We start from the raw sequence: 16,576 nt of genomic DNA, 5'->3' as shown, positions 1-16,576 counted from the left end.
AATCATATTTTATCATGATTGTTGTTTAATCTTCTACTTTTGCACCAAGGGAATTTTTAAAATGAGAGAGTGCCCATTGATGACCATCTTGGTTAAATGATGCTACGCCTCTAATTGGGATAGTGATGTTATAACCTAAATTGTATGCTGAAACAGCTGTATGCAAAATACAAATATCCGTGCAAACACCCACAATTTCAATATCATTGATTTGTCTTTCACGTAATAAACTATCTAATGGCGTGCCGTAGAATGAATCGTATCTCGTTTTATCTAAATAATGTACATTCATTTGGCCTTTAATAGAGTTGTATAATCTTCCTACCTCCCCATATAACTCACGACCTGGTGTTTGATGAATATTATGATTGGGGAATAATTTACTTTCAGGATGAAATTGATCATTTTCATAATGCAAGTCCATTAGGAAAAATATTTCCTGTTGATTATCATGATAATTTTTTATACGTTGAGTAATAAAAGTTTCAATTTCTTGTCCAGGTTTGCCACATGTTAATTTACCATTATCGTCAATAAAATCAAAAGAGTAATCTACAATGATTAATGCTTTGTTACTCATTAGAACATCCTCCCAATATGTGTTTGAAAAGCGTTAGATTGGTATATTTATATAAAGCTAAGACTTTTGTAATCGTTTAAATTAAATTGGCATAAAAATATATACCATAATTAAAACGAAATGTAATTATAGTATATAGACTTTACTTTAAGCACACAATCATTATTTAAAATATATGAGGAGTTATAACATGTTTATCAATGCAAAAGATTTCGGATTAAAAGGAAAAAATAAATATAAGGATACAAGAGCGATTCAAAAAGCATTAAATTACGCAAAAAAAGGCAGACACACTGTTTATATACCTAAAGGAACTTATTATATCAGAAAAGCTTTAGTTATTTATGATTCTACAACATTGTTATTGGATGAAGGTGCAATACTTTTAAGACAAGGGAAAGACGCACTATTAAAAAATGGTAGACGTTTAAAGCTATATCACGGCTATAATGGAAATAGTCACATTTATATTAAAGGAGGAACTTTTGATATGAATGGAGGCGAATATCCATATAATAATACAGCCATGTGCATGGGACATGCAGAAGACATTCAAATTTTAGGTGTAACATTCAAAAATATTGTTGGGGGGCATGCACTCGACGCATGTGGAATCAATGGTTTACACATATCAGAATGTGATTTTAAAGGATTTCTTGATATTGATGGAGATCGTTCTTTCTCTGAAGCAGTACAATTGGATATACAAGTACCTGGCGCTTTTCCTAAATTTGGAACTACAGATGGAACGATTACGAAAAATGTTGTCATTGAAAAATGCTATTTTGGTCGTTCAGATCATCCTAAAATGAAAGCGTGGAATAGAGCTATTGGCTCTCATGCCAGTAGATATAACTGCTATTATGAAAACATTCATATCAATCAAAACATCTTTGATAATTTAAATGAGTATGCTTTAACTCCTCTAAAGTCAAAAGACACATTTATTACAAAAAATAAATTTATAAATTGTAATGGTGGAATAAGATTTCTTGGAGTGAAGGATGGTAAAAATGCTGCCGATCCTATTACAGGACAAGTGATGGAAACTCAAGCTGGCGAGAATTTCAATGTGATAGGTAATACTTTTATTGGGAAGATGAAAAGAGATGCGATTCATATTAGAAGTTATCATAACGTCCGACATCAACACGTTTTTATAGCGGCAAATCAATTTGAAGATGCTTCACAATCAATACATTTAGAAAATATTAATGGACTTACTTTAAATCAGGAACAAACTAAAATCAAAATCAAGAGTATTGATGTGAAAAATATCAGTAATTAAAGATTCAGAAATATATTAATCATTGAATGATTTAGTAAAAATATAAGAGTACAATCGTTAATTGGTAAAATGATTAACGAAATTTTGATAGAACTTGGTGACCAGCACATATTCACACGATTAGTATAGAAAATGTGACAAGAAAAGATGTTGCACCACGATGATGACTGAATTCATCGAATTCAGTCTTAGGAATTGTTTCTAAAATATCATTTGTGGCGATAAGGACTGAAGTTTCCTTTGGTAAAGTAAGTTGAGCCGCATTATATTCTTTATACATTAGGCACCTTGTTAATTTAGTTTAGTGGTATTTATTAAATTATACGAAAGGGCCTTATTTTTTAAGTATTTCAATGTAAAATGGCATATAAACATAAAGTATTTTGGAGAGATTCTTGAGGGAACAGGACAATCTGAAGACTACAGGATGAAGCTGTCCCCCTAAGAAAGCAATCCAACTATACGAAGTATTGTAAATAAAGAAGCCCGTAAATGAATTTATAAAAAACTCATTTACGGGTTATTTTGCTAGGAATTATGTCCTAGCCTTTTAACTTTATGGAATTGTAAAAAAATATAGTGTTTTCAAGAATTTTTACAATTCATGTAAAGTTAGTTTTTCTTGTTAAAAGCGCCTATGATTTTAACTTGAAAATCCAAAGTCTCTAAAATTGAAACAATTTTATTCACATCATTATTTATAGCAGTATCGGCTTGAACATAAAAATGATACATTCCTAATTGAGTTTTAAGTGGTCTAGATTCAATCCACGATAAATTTATGTTGAATAAAGTAAAAGTATTTAAAACACTGGCTAAAAGTCCTGGCTTATCATACTTAGGCGTGATAAGAAAGATAGTAGTGTTTGGATGTTCAATAAAATGAGTATGATTTTTTACTACTAAAAATCTAGTTACATTATGAGGATAATCTTGTATATGTTGATCTAAAGTATGGTAACCATAAGTCTCCCCACTCCCAAGAGGAGCTATTGCTCCAATACCATCTTTTATCATGTTAAGGCTTTGAATAGTGCTATCTACATAATCATAGTTAAACTGTTGACGATGAATGTAGTTTATTGTTTGACTGATTGCTGGAGCAATTGAATATACTTTATGAATATCATCAAGTGAATTTGAATGATGACCGTAAAGTGAAAAATCTATATCTAGTTGAATTTCACCATGTGCGTATACATCATGATGTGCTAATGAATCTGCCACGATGTTGATAGTACCTTCAATAGAGTTTTCAATAGGGACAATTCCTACAGCCTGTTTATCTTTAGATACGGATTGAATGACTTCATGCAAGTTAGATAATGGAATGAAGTCATACTGTTCGTGTGATTCAAATTGCTTAGCCGCTAGATATGAAAAAGTTCCTTTAGGTCCTAGATAATATAAATGCATTATGCCACCTCGTTTAAATTAATGGAAAGGGCACTTCATAGGTTCTTCTTTTTTATAGAAGAAATTCGTATGATGCATTGTATTATCATATCCATGATGATAGTTAGAAGTTAAAGTTGGTGAAAGTGGAGGTGCCAGCCAAGACCACTTACCAGTAACATCTCTGTTTTGTTGATGTTCATTTCGTTCAAACATTTCAAATTGCTTCGCTGCAGTTAAGTGGTCAACAATAGAAACACCATCAGCTTTAAATGAATGATACACAGCATGATTTAACTCTACAAGTGCTCGATCTTTATTAAATGAATTATTTTTAAGTGTATCAAATTCAAAAGCTTCTGCAACTTTTTCTAAAAGATTATAACGATAGGTGTCTGTGAAATTACGTACAGCAATTTCGGTTACCATATACCATCCATTAAAAGGTGCTGTAGGGTAAGTAATACCACCGATTTTTAAATCCATATTTGAAATAATAGGTACTGCATACCATTTTAAACCTAATTTTGAAAGCTTGGGATAGTTTTCATGATGTATAGAAACTTCTTTTACAATATCATGTGGAAGTTCGTGTATTTTTATAGTGTCGTTTGGCAATTGATAAATCAGAGGTAAAATATCAAAATTTGAACCTTTACCTTTCCAACCAAGATGTTCAGCCAAACGAGTAACCTCTTTTTCAGATGGATCGCCAGCATTTTCATAACCAGCATAACGGATCAATTGATTATTATAAATTTTAGGTGTATCTTCAGGACTAAAAATTGTAATATATGGTTTGATTTTTCCACCATTTGTAGCTTCTTTAATATGTGTATGTATAAATTTTATAAATTCTTTTTCGTCACATACATCTCGGGCATCTTCAACATTTAAAGAATCCCAAAACAATCTACCAATACAACGATTTGAGTTTCTCCATGCCATTTTTGCACCGTAAGATAATTCTTCATAAGTATGTGTGTAACTACCAGTCAAGTTAATTTCTTGCTCAATCTCTTTCATTCTATTTTCAATTTCATTAGCATTATATTTTAACTCGCTATACATGGTCTGAATAAATGATTTTGCTTTATCTATTAGCATTTAAAACACCTCAATCGTCATTATACGTGAGCATATACTGTTTCTTGAATAATATAGGGAATTGTCATAAATTTGTCGACACTAAATTAGAATTTATTAAGAAATAAATGTAAATCAAACATGCAAGTACCTACTATATATGAATTATGATAAACTAATTGTAAATATTTAGGTCGATTGGAGAGGTTAATGTGTACCAATATAACGACGATAGCTTAATGTTACACAATGATTTATATCAAATTAATATGGCTGAAAGCTACTGGAATGATGGTATCCATGAAAGAATAGCAGTGTTTGATTTGTATTTTAGAAAAATGCCATTTAATAGTGGATATGCGGTATTTAACGGATTGAAACGCGTTGTGAATTTCATCGAAAACTTTGGGTTTACAAATGAAGATATCACATATTTAAAATCGATAGGTTATAAAGAAGATTTTCTAAGCTACCTAAAAGATTTGAAATTTACTGGGAATATTAAATCTATGCAAGAAGGTGAAATTTGTTTTGGCAACGAGCCATTATTAAGAGTTGAAGCCCCTTTAATCCAAGCACAACTTATTGAAACTATTTTGTTAAATATCATTAATTTCCAAACATTAATTGCAACTAAAGCCAGTCGAATTCGTCAAATAGCAACTCATGACACTTTGATGGAATTTGGTACAAGAAGAGCTCAAGAGATTGATGCTGCACTGTGGGGCGCTAGAGCAGCCTTTATTGGAGGGTTTGATTCGACAAGTAATGTTAGAGCAGGAAAACTTTTTAATATACCTGTATCTGGCACACATGCACACGCACTAGTACAAACATATGGTGATGAGTACATAGCATTCAAAAAGTATGCTGAGCGACATAAAAATTGTGTGTTCTTAGTTGATACTTTCCATACTTTAAAATCAGGAGTACCAACCGCAATTAAGGTTGCGAAAGAGTTGGGAGATACTATTAATTTTATAGGTATCAGATTAGATTCTGGTGATATTGCGTATCTATCTAAAGAAGCTCGTAGAATGTTAGATGAGGCAGGTTTTACAGAAGCTAAAATTATCGCATCAAATGATTTGGATGAGCAGACTATTACAAGTTTAAAAGCACAAGGCGCTAAAGTTGACGCATGGGGAGTAGGTACAAAACTGATTACAGGATATGATCAACCAGCTTTAGGTGCAGTTTATAAATTGGTTTCTATTGAAACAGACGATGGCACAATGAGTGATCGTATTAAATTATCAAATAATGCTGAGAAAGTCACTACACCAGGCAAAAAAAATGTTTATCGTATCATTAATAATAAAACAGGCAAGGCTGAGGGCGACTATATCACGCTTGAAGGTGAAAATCCTAATGACGAATCTCCATTGAAAATGTTCCATCCTGTTCACACTTATAAAATGAAGTTTATTAAATCATTTAAAGCGGTTAATCTACATCAATCTATATTTGAAAATGGCAAACTTGTATACCATCTTCCAGATGAATATGAAGCTCAGGACTATCTTAAAAATAATTTAACTATTTTATGGGAAGAAAATAAACGATATCTTAACCCACAAGATTATCCAGTAGATTTAAGCACTAAATGTTGGGAAAATAAGCATAAGCGTATTTTTGAAGTTGCTGAACACGTTAAAGAGATGGAGGATGAAAATGAGTAAATTGCAAGATGTTGTAGTTAATGAAATGAAAGTAAAAAAACAAATTGACAGTGTAAAGGAAATCCAAGAAATTAAGCAATTTATTAAAGCGTATGTAAAATCACATTCATTTATACAAACTCTTGTTCTTGGAATATCAGGTGGTCAAGACTCCACTCTAACAGGTAAGTTAGCACAATTAGCAGTAAATGAATTGAAGGAAGAGGGACGTAACTGTAAATTTATAGCAGTGAAATTACCTTATGGTGTGCAACAAGACGCTCATGAAGTAGAAGATGCACTTGAGTTTATTAATCCTGACATAACGTATACAGTTAATATTAAACCAGCAGTTGATCAGAGTGTTCAATCACTTAGTGAAGCAGGCATCAAACTTACTGATTTTCAAAAAGGTAATGAAAAAGCACGTGAACGAATGAAAGTTCAGTTTTCAATTGCTTCTAATACTCAAGGTATAGTTTTAGGAACTGATCACTCTGCCGAAAATATTACTGGATTTTACACTAAATATGGAGATGGTGCTGCGGACATTGCACCTATTTTTGGGTTAAATAAAAGACAAGGTAAGCAATTACTAGCTTATCTAGGAGCACCTAAACACCTTTATGAAAAAGTGCCAACAGCTGATTTAGAAGATGATAAACCTCAGTTACCAGACGAGGAGGCACTAGGCGTATCTTATCATGATATTGATGATTATTTAGAAGGTAAAGAAATTCCTGCAACTGCTCGTGAAACAATCGAAAAACATTATGTTAGAAATGCACATAAGCGTGAACTTGCTTATACACGATACTCATGGCCTAAAAATAACAATTGAAAATTTTATAAGTGACAAAATGATTGGCGACTGATAAAATAATCTGGATTTAAAAGTAAGAAAAGAGGAATAATATGTCAGCAATTGCTCAAAATCCATGGTTAATGGTCTTAGCAATTTTTATAATTAATGTATGTTATGTCACATTTTTAACAATGAGAACGATATTGACTTTGAAAGGTTATCGTTATGTTGCAGCAGTAGTTAGTTTTATGGAGGTCTTAGTTTATGTCGTTGGTTTAGGGTTAGTAATGTCTAGCCTAGACCAAATTCAAAATATTTTTGCTTATGCATTAGGGTTCTCCGTCGGTATTATAGTAGGAATGAAAATCGAGGAAAAACTTGCGTTGGGTTATACAGTTGTCAATGTTACTTCATCGGAATATGAGTTAGATTTACCAAATGAATTAAGAAATTTAGGATATGGTGTCACCCACTACGAAGCATTTGGTAGAGATGGAAGTCGAATGGTAATGCAAATATTAACACCAAGAAAATATGAATTAAAGTTAATGGATACTGTAAAGAACTTAGATCCTAAGGCATTTATTATAGCGTATGAACCAAGAAATATTCACGGAGGATTCTGGGTTAAGGGTGTACGTAAACGTAAACTGAAAGCTTATGAACCAGAGCAACTGGAAGTTGTAGTAGATCACGAAGAAATAGTAGGTGGTAGCTCAAATGAGCAAAAAGTTTAGAGTTGAAGATCAAGAAACAATTGCAGATTGTCTCGACAGAATGAAAAAAGAAGGATTTATGCCAATACGTCGTATTGAGAAACCAGTTTATAAAGAGAACAAAGATGGCAGTATAGAGATTTTAAAACAGGATATTATATTTGTAGGTGCGTTAATCCAATAAATATGATTAACTATAGAATAATAAAGCCTAGGACATCCACTATTGTCCTAGGTATTTTTATGCATTGATTACTGATATTAATAGTAATGCTAGTCTTATATCAATTGCTTTTAGACACTTGGTGATTTAACTGAAAAGTGTTGCTCTAGAAATTTTACACTAAGAATTAAATAAAGAATTATTTTACATCTTATTATAGTTTTTACTAGATTGTGTTTCTAGATTGATTCAAATAAAATAGTAATAACTAGATAAACACTTATACATTTTAATCAAGTTCTGTTAAACTATAGATGAAAGCTTAGAAACGAACTTTTCTTATAAAAAATGTGATAATGTACAGTTTTTGTAGGAGCTATAATACATACGATAGGAGTTTACAAAGAATGATAGAACGTTATTCAAGAGATGAAATGTCTAGTATTTGGACAGACCAAAATCGCTATGAAGCATGGTTAGAAGTAGAAATTCTAGCGTGTGAAGCATGGAGTGAGTTAGGTTATATTCCTAAAGAAGATGTAAAAAAAATTCGTGAAAATGCCAAGGTAAATGTTGAACGCGCTAAAGAAATTGAGCAAGAAACACGACACGATGTAGTTGCATTTACTCGCCAAGTTTCTGAAACTTTAGGTGATGAACGTAAGTGGGTACATTATGGATTAACTTCCACTGATGTAGTTGACACTGCCTTAAGCTATGTAATTAAACAGGCAAATGAAATCCTTGAAAAAGATTTAGAAAGATTTATAGATGTATTAGCTGCCAAAGCTAAAAAATATCAGTATACATTGATGATGGGGCGTACACATGGTGTTCATGCTGAGCCTACAACTTTTGGCGTGAAAATGGCACTTTGGTATACTGAAATGAAACGTAATCTTAAGCGTTTTAAAGAAGTGCGTAAAGAAATAGAAGTAGGGAAAATGAGTGGAGCAGTAGGAACATTTGCCAATATTCCACCTGAAATTGAGGCTTACGTATGTGAACATTTAGGAATAGACACTGCAGCTGTTTCTACACAAACATTACAAAGAGATCGTCATGCTTATTACATTGCTACATTAGCACTGATTGCTACATCAATGGAAAAATTTGCAGTAGAAATTCGTAATTTGCAAAAAACTGAAACTAGAGAAGTCGAAGAGGCATTTGCAAAAGGACAAAAAGGATCATCAGCTATGCCACATAAAAGAAATCCAATTGGTTCTGAAAATATTACAGGTATATCTCGTGTGATTCGAGGATATATTACTACTGCATACGAGAATATTCCTTTATGGCATGAAAGAGATATCTCTCATTCTTCTGCAGAACGTATCATGTTACCTGATGTGACAATTGCTCTAGATTATGCACTTAATCGATTTACGAATATTGTTGATCGACTTACAGTTTATGAAGATAATATGAGAAATAATATTGATAAAACGTATGGTTTAATCTTCTCACAACGTGTACTACTAGCATTAATTAATAAAGGCATGGTACGTGAAGAAGCTTATGATAAAGTTCAACCTAAAGCAATGGAATCTTGGGAAACAAAAACACCATTTAGAGAGCTAATTGAACAAGATTCATCTATAACTGATGTTCTATCAACTGAAGAATTAGATGATTGCTTCGATCCTAAACATCATCTTAATCAGGTCGACACTATATTCGCACGTGCAGGTTTATCTTAATTAAATCAAATTTAATACAAGACAAATGATTCTAATTTCCTATACATTTTTCATGAAACTACTACACTTTAACGAATTAGTAAGTTAAAATAATGAGAGAATATTTGTATAGGGGTTGTTCGAGATGCAAATTGAAAAATTAAGAGGTCAGTCATTAGATGAATTATTTGATGCGATCTTAGCACTAGAAAACAGAGAAGAATGTTATCAGTTTTTCGATGATTTATGTACTGTAAATGAAATACAGTCATTATCTCAGAGACTTCAAGTTGCTAAAATGATTAAACAAGGTTATACTTATGCAACTATTGAAGAAGAGTCTGGTGCATCAACTGCAACGATTTCTAGAGTAAAGCGTTCGTTACAATGGGGTAATGATGCTTATACAATGATTTTGAATAGACTAAATATTGAAACAAAGGCATAAGAATGCATATATTTTCGTCTGATTTCACTGTTTCATTTAATACATTAATAGCTTTGAAAGATTTATTGAAATCTTTCAAAGCTATTTTTTAATGAAGCTAAATTTTTAAAGATAATTAATTTAAGCATTCTGTGTGAACTATTATAACGAATCTACACTGTATCTAGTTATTGAATTCAATAGCAAGATACTCATTTTTGCTTAAAGCATATGTTAAATTAAATATGACTTAAAATCATATATGATTAACTTATTTAGTCTTTAGAACTTAAAACTTAAAAATGCTATAATTTAGGGTATGTTAAATAAAGGAGTTTCATAAAATGTACGACATAACCAAGTGGAAACATATGTTTAAATTAGATCCGGCTAAATCAATTTCGGATGAAGATTTAGAGGCACTGTGTATGTCTAACACTGATGCAATAATTATTGGTGGGACAGATGATGTAACAGAAGATAATGTTATTCATTTAATGAGTAGAGTAAGACGTTATCCTTTACCACTTGTCTTAGAAGTTTCGAATGTAGAAAGTGTGATGCCTGGTTTTGATTTCTATTTTATTCCAACAGTCATGAATAGTAAGGATACAAAATATCATAACGAAATTTTGCTAGAAGCCCTTAAAAAATATGGACATGTGATTAATTTTGATGAAGTTTTTTTCGAGGGATATGTCGTTCTAAACGCGAATAGTAAAGTTGCAAAAATTACCAAAGCTTATACTCAATTAGATATAGAAGACGTCGAAGCATATGCACAAATGGCAGAAGAATTATATCGATTTCCAATTATGTATGTAGAATATAGTGGCACATATGGAGATGTTGATAAGGTTAGAGCGATTGCAAATATGCTTCAACATACGCAATTATTTTATGGCGGTGGTATAACAAACATTGACAAAGCTAAAGAAATGTCTAACATTGCGGATACCATTGTTGTTGGCGATATTATATATAACGATATTAAAAAAGCATTAAAAACTGTAAAGATAAAGGAGTCTAATAAATGAATGCGCTAGTAAAAAATATGAATTCAGAGCAAAGTGAAGCGGTTAGAACAACAGAAGGGCCATTACTTATTATGGCAGGTGCTGGATCAGGAAAGACACGTGTGTTAACACATCGCATTGCGTATTTATTAGATGAAAAAGATGTATCACCTTATAATATTTTAGCTATTACGTTTACAAATAAAGCAGCTAAAGAAATGAAGGCACGTGTAGAACATCTTGTGGGAGAAGAAGCGCAAGTGATTTGGATGTCCACTTTTCACTCCATGTGTGTAAGAATTCTGAGAAGAGATGCTGATCGTATTGGCATTGAAAGAAATTTCACTATCATTGATCCTACAGATCAAAAATCAGTGATTAAAGATGTATTGAAAAGTGAAAATATTGACAGTAAACGATTTGAGCCGCGTATGTTTATTGGTGCAATTAGCAATTTAAAAAATGAATTAAAAACACCTGAGGATGCTCAAAAAGAGGCGAATGATTTTCACTCTCAAATGGTTGCAACGGTATACAAAGGTTATCAAAGACAGTTATCACGTAATGAAGCACTCGACTTTGATGATTTAATTATGACAACTATTAATTTATTTGAACGAGTACCCGAAACTCTAGAATACTATCAAAATAAATTTCAATATATACATGTAGATGAGTATCAAGATACTAATAAAGCACAATATACTTTAGTAAAACTATTAGCAAACAAATTTAAAAATTTATGTGTTGTTGGTGATTCTGACCAATCTATTTATGGTTGGAGAGGAGCTGATATACAAAATATTTTATCTTTTGAAGAGGACTATCCTGAAGCAAAGACAATTTTCCTCGAACAGAACTATCGTTCAACTAAGAATATTTTAAATGCTGCAAATGAAGTTATAAAACATAATTCTGAACGAAAACCTAAAGGTCTATGGACTGCAAATTCTGGAGGAGACAAAATTCAGTATTATGAAGCTATGACTGAAAGAGATGAAGCAGAATACGTTGTTAAAGAAATAATGAAGCATCAACGCGGTGGTAAAAAATATAGTGAAATGGCTATATTATATAGAACAAATGCCCAATCACGTGTACTTGAGGAAACATTTATGAAATCAAATATTCCTTATACAATGGTTGGAGGTCAAAAATTCTACGACCGTAAAGAAATTAAAGATTTACTTAGTTATTTAAGGGTTATTGCTAATAGCAATGATGATATTAGTTTGCAACGTATTATTAACGTGCCTAAACGTGGTATTGGACCTTCATCTGTTGAAAAAATCCAAACCTATGCACTTCAAAATAATATAAGTATGTTTGACGCACTGGCTGAGGTAGATTTTATAGGTCTCTCTAAAAAGGTTACTCAAGAATGTATCAGCTTTTATGAAATGATTCAAAATTTAATCAAAGAACAAGAATTTCTCGAAATTAGTGAAATCGTAGATGAAGTACTACAAAAATCAGGCTATAGAGACATGCTTGATCGAGAACAAAGTATTGAAGCACGAAGTCGATTAGAAAACTTAGATGAATTTATGTCTGTACCTAAAGATTATGAGGAAAATACACCTTTAGAGGAACAATCGCTTATTAATTTTCTAACAGATTTATCATTAGTTGCTGATATTGACGAAGCAGATACACAGAATGGTGTTACATTGATGACAATGCATTCAGCAAAAGGTCTTGAATTTCCTATAGTTTTTATTATGGGAATGGAAGAGTCGTTGTTCCCGCATATAAGAGCAATTAAAAGTGAAGATAATCATGAAATGGAAGAGGAACGTCGTATTTGTTATGTAGCAATTACACGAGCAGAAGAGTTGCTTTATATCACAAATGCAACGACCAGAATGTTGTTTGGTCGTTCTCAATCCAATATGCCATCTCGATTTTTAAAAGAAATCCCAGAAGACCTACTTGATAGTCATACCGGTCAAAAAAGACAAACTATATCTCCTAAATCTCAACCTAAAAGAGGGTTTAGTAAGCGTACGACATCAACTAAAAAACAAGTTTCCTCATCTGATTGGAAAGTAGGAGATAAAGTTATGCATAAAGCATGGGGTGAAGGGATGGTTAGTAACGTGAATGAAAAAAACGGATCTGTAGAGTTGGATATTATATTTAAATCAGAAGGTCCAAAACGATTATTAGCTCAGTTCGCACCAATAACAAAGAAGGAGGACTCATAGGGGATGCAAGATGTTAAAAAGCGTGTGGAAAAATTACATGATTTGTTGAATCAATATAGCTATGAATATTATGTACAAGATAATCCCTCAGTGCCTGACAGCGAGTATGATAAGTTATTACATGAGCTGATTGAAATTGAAGAAAAATATCCAGAATTCAAATCGACAGATTCTCCAACAGTACGTGTGGGTGGCGAAGCCCAGTCTTCTTTTGAAAAAGTAAATCACGACACGCCGATGTTAAGTTTAGGTAATGCGTTTAATGAAGAAGATTTAAGAAAATTTGATCAACGTATTCGTGATAGTATTGGTCAGGTCGAATACATGTGTGAACTTAAAATAGATGGTTTGGCTGTTTCACTCAAATATGAAAATGGCCGTTTTGTCCAAGGACTTACACGTGGTGATGGTACGACAGGTGAGGATATAACTGAAAATCTAAGAACTATACATGCTATACCACTAAAAATTAAAGAACCTCTCAATTTTGAGGTCCGTGGAGAAGCTTATATGCCACGTCGTTCATTCATTCATTTGAATAATGAAAAAGAACAAAATGGTGAACAACCTTTTGCAAACCCACGAAACGCTGCTGCTGGTTCTTTAAGACAACTTGACTCTAAACTAGCTGCGAAAAGAAAATTAAGTGTCTTCTTATATAGTGTGAATGACCTAACCGAGTTTAATGCAACAACACAAAGTGAAGCGCTAGAGGAATTGGACCAACTAGGTTTTAAAACTAACCAAGAACGTGAACGAGTATCAGATATTGAGGGCGTACTTAATTATATAGAGAAATGGACAAGTAAAAGGGAATCTTTATCATACGATATTGATGGTATTGTTATAAAAGTTAACGATTTATCTCAACAAGAGGAAATGGGTTATACGCAAAAATCTCCAAGATGGGCGATTGCTTATAAATTTCCAGCTGAAGAAGTTATTACAAAATTATTGGATATCGAACTAAGTATTGGACGTACGGGTGTTGTGACACCAACTGCAATTCTAGAACCTGTAAAAGTAGCTGGCACTACAGTTTCAAGAGCCTCTCTTCATAATGAAGATTTAATACATGAAAGAGATATACGTATCGGAGATAGTGTTGTTATTAAAAAAGCCGGGGACATCATCCCTGAAGTTGTAAAAAGTATTTTAGATAGACGACCTAACGAATCGGAAATTTATCATATGCCAACACATTGTCCTAGTTGTGGACATGAATTAGTTCGTATTGAAGGAGAAGTTGCTTTACGTTGTATTAATCCAAAATGTCAGGCACAGCTTATTGAAGGACTTATACATTTCGTTTCAAGACAAGCGATGAATATAGATGGCTTAGGTACTAAAATTATACATCAGCTATACGAAAATCAGTTAATCAAAGATGTCGCAGATATTTTCTATTTAAAAGAAGAAGATTTATTACCATTAGAGAGAATGGGAAAGAAGAAAGTTGATAATCTTTTATTAGCAATAGAAAAATCTAAAGAACAGTCATTAGAGCATTTATTATTTGGACTAGGTATTAGACATTTAGGTGTAAAAGCTAGTCAAGTACTTGCTGAGCGATATGAAACGATGGATCAACTTTTTAAAGTAACAGAAAGTGAATTAATTGAAATTCAAGATATTGGAGATAAACTTGCACAATCTGTTGTAACATATCTCGAAAATAGTGATATTCGTTCATTAATTGAAAAATTAAGTAATAAAAATGTTAATATGTCTTATAAAGGAATTAAAACAACTGAAATTGAAGGTCATCCTGATTTTAGTGGGAAAACAATTGTATTAACAGGGAAACTCGAGCAAATGACGAGAAATGAAGCATCTGAATGGTTGAAAATGCAAGGTGCTAAAGTTACAAATAGCGTGACTAAAAGTACTGATATTGTCATAGCTGGAGCAGATGCAGGGTCTAAATTAGCCAAAGCTGAGAAGTACGGTACTGAAATTTGGACTGAAGCAGCATTTATAGAAAAACAAAATGGAATCTAATAATTAGAGGAGTACGTGAATGAAGCGAACAATATTTTTACTCATGTCGATACTGTTATTATTAACGGCTTGCGGAGATGGACATAAACAAACTTCATCAGATAAAGAACAAAGTGAACATAAGGATAACCATAATAAAAATCAAGTGAAACAAATAGCGACTGATAAAAAAGTTCAAGGTGATAACTATAGGACTATATTGCCCTTTAAAGAAAGCCAGGCTCGTGGATTATTACAAGATAATATGGCAAATGGTTATAATGGAGAAGATTTTGAAAGTGGTTTACTAGAATTAAGTAAAGAAATCTTTCCAACAAATAAGTATTTATATCAAGATGGACAATATTTAGATAAAAAAACGATTAATGCATACTTAGATCCGAAATATACAAAAAAAGAAATTGACAAGATGAGCGAAAAAGAAAAGCAAAGCAAAAATGCTAATGAGAATCTTGGACTCAATCCATCTCACAATGGTGAAACAGATGAAGAGAAAATAGCTGAAAATTCTCCAGCCTATCTTTCAAATATACTCGAGCAGGATTTTTATGGAAACAGTGATTCTAAAGGTAAAAATATAAAAGGCATGACAATTGGTTTAGCCATGAATAGTGTTTATTATTACAAAAAAGAGAAAGATGGCGAAACATATAGTAAAGATTTATCTGATAAAGAGATTGAAAAGCAAGGTAAACAGATGGCTAGTGAAATGCTCTCTCGTTTACGTGAGAATAGTGATTTAAAAGATATTCCTATTCATTTTGCTATCTATAAACAATCTAGTCAAGATTCCATTACACCAGGTGAATTTATAGTTGGTACTACAGTTGAAGAGGGTAAAACTAAAATTAACTCATGGGATAATATTAATGAAAAAGCAGCCTTAATTCCTTCGTCAACTGCAGCTGATTATGATGAAACACTGAATAATAACTTTAAACAGTTTAATGATAATTTGCAATCGTATTTTTCAAACTTCACACAAGCAGTTGGTAAGGTTAAATTCGTAAATAAAAAAGCTAAACAACTTACAGTTGATTTGCCTATAGATTATTACGGACAGGCAGAAACGATAGGTATTACACAATATGTTACAGAACAAGCCGAAAAGTATTTTGATAAACTAGATGAGTATGAAATTAGAATCAAAGATGGAAATACTCCACGTGCTCTCATTAGTAAAACTAAAGACGATAAAGAACCACAAGTTCATATTTATCATAATTAGTTACCTATGAAGTATGACACCCATTTCATTGTATAGAAAAGAATAGGATAGAATTCAAATTAAGTTTACTGGTCAATCTAACACCAAAGGAATATATTTGCAATTTGATATTATTGATGATTTTGACTCATTTTTCGAGCCGTCAATAAATTTAAATATAAAAAATTAGCTATGAAGAAATTTATATTGATAGATTTCTTCATAGCTATTTTCTTAAGTGAATGAAAGAAATTGACACTGTATATTAGAAAAGTATTTAAATTATACTTCTAATTGTTACTTAATTAATCAATTTTATAATGTTGATATAGTCTGATAATT

15 protein-coding genes are annotated in these 16,576 nt (G+C 32.0%); 11 read left to right on the top strand and 4 right to left on the bottom strand.

Features of this window, described 5'->3' with window-relative positions:
* Positions 1–25: 25 nt before the first annotated feature.
* Positions 26–580 (bottom strand): isochorismatase family cysteine hydrolase, encoded by a 555-nt coding sequence (locus tag ACVBFA_RS04685; protein WP_126122234.1) that lies wholly within the window; start codon positions 578–580, stop codon positions 26–28.
* Between the two features lie 190 nt (positions 581–770).
* On the opposite strand from ACVBFA_RS04685, the gene ACVBFA_RS04680 reads away from it, so the two are divergent.
* Positions 771–1,868, top strand: coding sequence for a glycosyl hydrolase family 28-related protein (locus ACVBFA_RS04680; protein WP_447158790.1), 1,098 nt, complete (start codon positions 771–773; stop codon positions 1,866–1,868).
* 112 nt (positions 1,869–1,980) lie between these two features.
* Here the strand turns inward: ACVBFA_RS04680 and ACVBFA_RS04675 are convergent, their stop codons facing one another.
* The 3 genes from ACVBFA_RS04675 to ACVBFA_RS04665 all read right to left on the bottom strand — a co-directional run bounded on the left by ACVBFA_RS04675 (position 1,981) and on the right by ACVBFA_RS04665 (position 4,370).
* Positions 1,981–2,148 (bottom strand): hypothetical protein, encoded by a 168-nt coding sequence (locus ACVBFA_RS04675; RefSeq protein ID WP_157977668.1) that lies wholly within the window; start codon positions 2,146–2,148, stop codon positions 1,981–1,983.
* A gap of 332 nt (positions 2,149–2,480) precedes the next feature.
* Complete coding sequence (locus tag ACVBFA_RS04670; protein ID WP_126122236.1) at positions 2,481–3,284, bottom strand: prephenate dehydratase; 804 nt, start codon at positions 3,282–3,284, stop codon at positions 2,481–2,483.
* Between the two features lie 18 nt (positions 3,285–3,302).
* Entirely contained in the window at positions 3,303–4,370 is a 1,068-nt protein-coding gene (locus ACVBFA_RS04665; protein ID WP_002487309.1) for a nitric oxide synthase oxygenase, read from the bottom strand.
* A 191-nt stretch (positions 4,371–4,561) separates the two neighbouring features.
* Between ACVBFA_RS04665 and ACVBFA_RS04660 the strand changes: the two genes are divergently transcribed.
* From ACVBFA_RS04660 to ACVBFA_RS04615, 10 genes are all read left to right on the top strand, one after another.
* Positions 4,562–6,031 carry a nicotinate phosphoribosyltransferase gene (locus tag ACVBFA_RS04660; protein WP_126122237.1) on the top strand — a complete coding sequence of 490 codons (1,470 nt, stop codon included), beginning with the start codon at positions 4,562–4,564 and terminating at the stop codon, positions 6,029–6,031.
* On the top strand, positions 6,024–6,851 hold the full coding sequence (nadE, locus tag ACVBFA_RS04655) for an ammonia-dependent NAD(+) synthetase (protein WP_002487354.1): 828 nt from the start codon (positions 6,024–6,026) through the stop codon (positions 6,849–6,851). The genes ACVBFA_RS04660 and nadE overlap by 8 nt, the downstream gene beginning before the upstream one ends.
* 74 nt (positions 6,852–6,925) lie before the next feature.
* Positions 6,926–7,552, top strand: a complete 627-nt coding sequence (locus ACVBFA_RS04650) for a DUF2179 domain-containing protein (RefSeq protein WP_001830398.1) — start codon at positions 6,926–6,928, stop codon at positions 7,550–7,552.
* Positions 7,536–7,715 (top strand): NETI motif-containing protein, encoded by a 180-nt coding sequence (locus tag ACVBFA_RS04645; RefSeq protein ID WP_002447465.1) that lies wholly within the window; start codon positions 7,536–7,538, stop codon positions 7,713–7,715. The genes ACVBFA_RS04650 and ACVBFA_RS04645 overlap by 17 nt, the downstream gene beginning before the upstream one ends.
* A 386-nt stretch (positions 7,716–8,101) precedes the next feature.
* Complete coding sequence (purB, locus tag ACVBFA_RS04640; RefSeq protein ID WP_002458558.1) at positions 8,102–9,397, top strand: adenylosuccinate lyase; 1,296 nt, start codon at positions 8,102–8,104, stop codon at positions 9,395–9,397.
* Between the two features lie 124 nt (positions 9,398–9,521).
* The gene (locus ACVBFA_RS04635; RefSeq protein WP_002458557.1) at positions 9,522–9,824 is read left to right on the top strand and encodes a YerC/YecD family TrpR-related protein; all 303 of its coding nucleotides are present in this window, start codon (positions 9,522–9,524) and stop codon (positions 9,822–9,824) included.
* 323 nt (positions 9,825–10,147) lie between these two features.
* Entirely contained in the window at positions 10,148–10,840 is a 693-nt protein-coding gene (locus ACVBFA_RS04630) for a heptaprenylglyceryl phosphate synthase (RefSeq protein ID WP_002447864.1), read from the top strand.
* Entirely contained in the window at positions 10,837–13,026 is a 2,190-nt protein-coding gene (pcrA, locus tag ACVBFA_RS04625; protein ID WP_126122238.1) for a DNA helicase PcrA, read from the top strand. Before ACVBFA_RS04630 ends, pcrA begins: the two co-directional genes overlap by 4 nt.
* A 3-nt stretch (positions 13,027–13,029) precedes the next feature.
* Positions 13,030–15,027: an NAD-dependent DNA ligase LigA gene (ligA, locus tag ACVBFA_RS04620; protein WP_126122239.1), complete on the top strand. Its 1,998-nt coding sequence runs from the start codon at positions 13,030–13,032 to the stop codon at positions 15,025–15,027.
* 19 nt (positions 15,028–15,046) lie between these two features.
* A complete protein-coding gene (locus ACVBFA_RS04615; protein ID WP_002491486.1) occupies positions 15,047–16,255 on the top strand; it encodes a CamS family sex pheromone protein in 1,209 nt (402 codons plus the stop codon).
* The last annotated feature ends 321 nt before the right edge of the window (positions 16,256–16,576 follow it).

It is taken from the genome of Staphylococcus sp. MSU001 (assembly GCF_052976705.1).
This window is presented reverse-complemented; position numbering and strand designations above follow the sequence as displayed.

Excerpts from the sequence above, each read along its gene's own strand:
- ligA (WP_126122239.1), top strand. The coding sequence starts at position 13,030 with ATGCAAGATGTTAAAAAGCGTGTGGAAAAATTACATGATTTGTTGAAT.
- ACVBFA_RS04615 (WP_002491486.1), top strand. The coding sequence starts at position 15,047 with ATGAAGCGAACAATATTTTTACTCATGTCGATACTGTTATTATTAACG.
- pcrA (WP_126122238.1), top strand. The coding sequence starts at position 10,837 with ATGAATGCGCTAGTAAAAAATATGAATTCAGAGCAAAGTGAAGCGGTT.
- nadE (WP_002487354.1), top strand. The coding sequence starts at position 6,024 with ATGAGTAAATTGCAAGATGTTGTAGTTAATGAAATGAAAGTAAAAAAA.
- ACVBFA_RS04635 (WP_002458557.1), top strand. The coding sequence starts at position 9,522 with ATGCAAATTGAAAAATTAAGAGGTCAGTCATTAGATGAATTATTTGAT.
- ACVBFA_RS04675 (WP_157977668.1), bottom strand. The coding sequence starts at position 2,148 with ATGTATAAAGAATATAATGCGGCTCAACTTACTTTACCAAAGGAAACT.
- ACVBFA_RS04645 (WP_002447465.1), top strand. The coding sequence starts at position 7,536 with ATGAGCAAAAAGTTTAGAGTTGAAGATCAAGAAACAATTGCAGATTGT.
- ACVBFA_RS04650 (WP_001830398.1), top strand. The coding sequence starts at position 6,926 with ATGTCAGCAATTGCTCAAAATCCATGGTTAATGGTCTTAGCAATTTTT.
- purB (WP_002458558.1), top strand. The coding sequence starts at position 8,102 with ATGATAGAACGTTATTCAAGAGATGAAATGTCTAGTATTTGGACAGAC.
- ACVBFA_RS04680 (WP_447158790.1), top strand. The coding sequence starts at position 771 with ATGTTTATCAATGCAAAAGATTTCGGATTAAAAGGAAAAAATAAATAT.
- ACVBFA_RS04630 (WP_002447864.1), top strand. The coding sequence starts at position 10,148 with ATGTACGACATAACCAAGTGGAAACATATGTTTAAATTAGATCCGGCT.
- ACVBFA_RS04670 (WP_126122236.1), bottom strand. The coding sequence starts at position 3,284 with ATGCATTTATATTATCTAGGACCTAAAGGAACTTTTTCATATCTAGCG.
- ACVBFA_RS04685 (WP_126122234.1), bottom strand. The coding sequence starts at position 580 with ATGAGTAACAAAGCATTAATCATTGTAGATTACTCTTTTGATTTTATT.
- ACVBFA_RS04665 (WP_002487309.1), bottom strand. The coding sequence starts at position 4,370 with ATGCTAATAGATAAAGCAAAATCATTTATTCAGACCATGTATAGCGAG.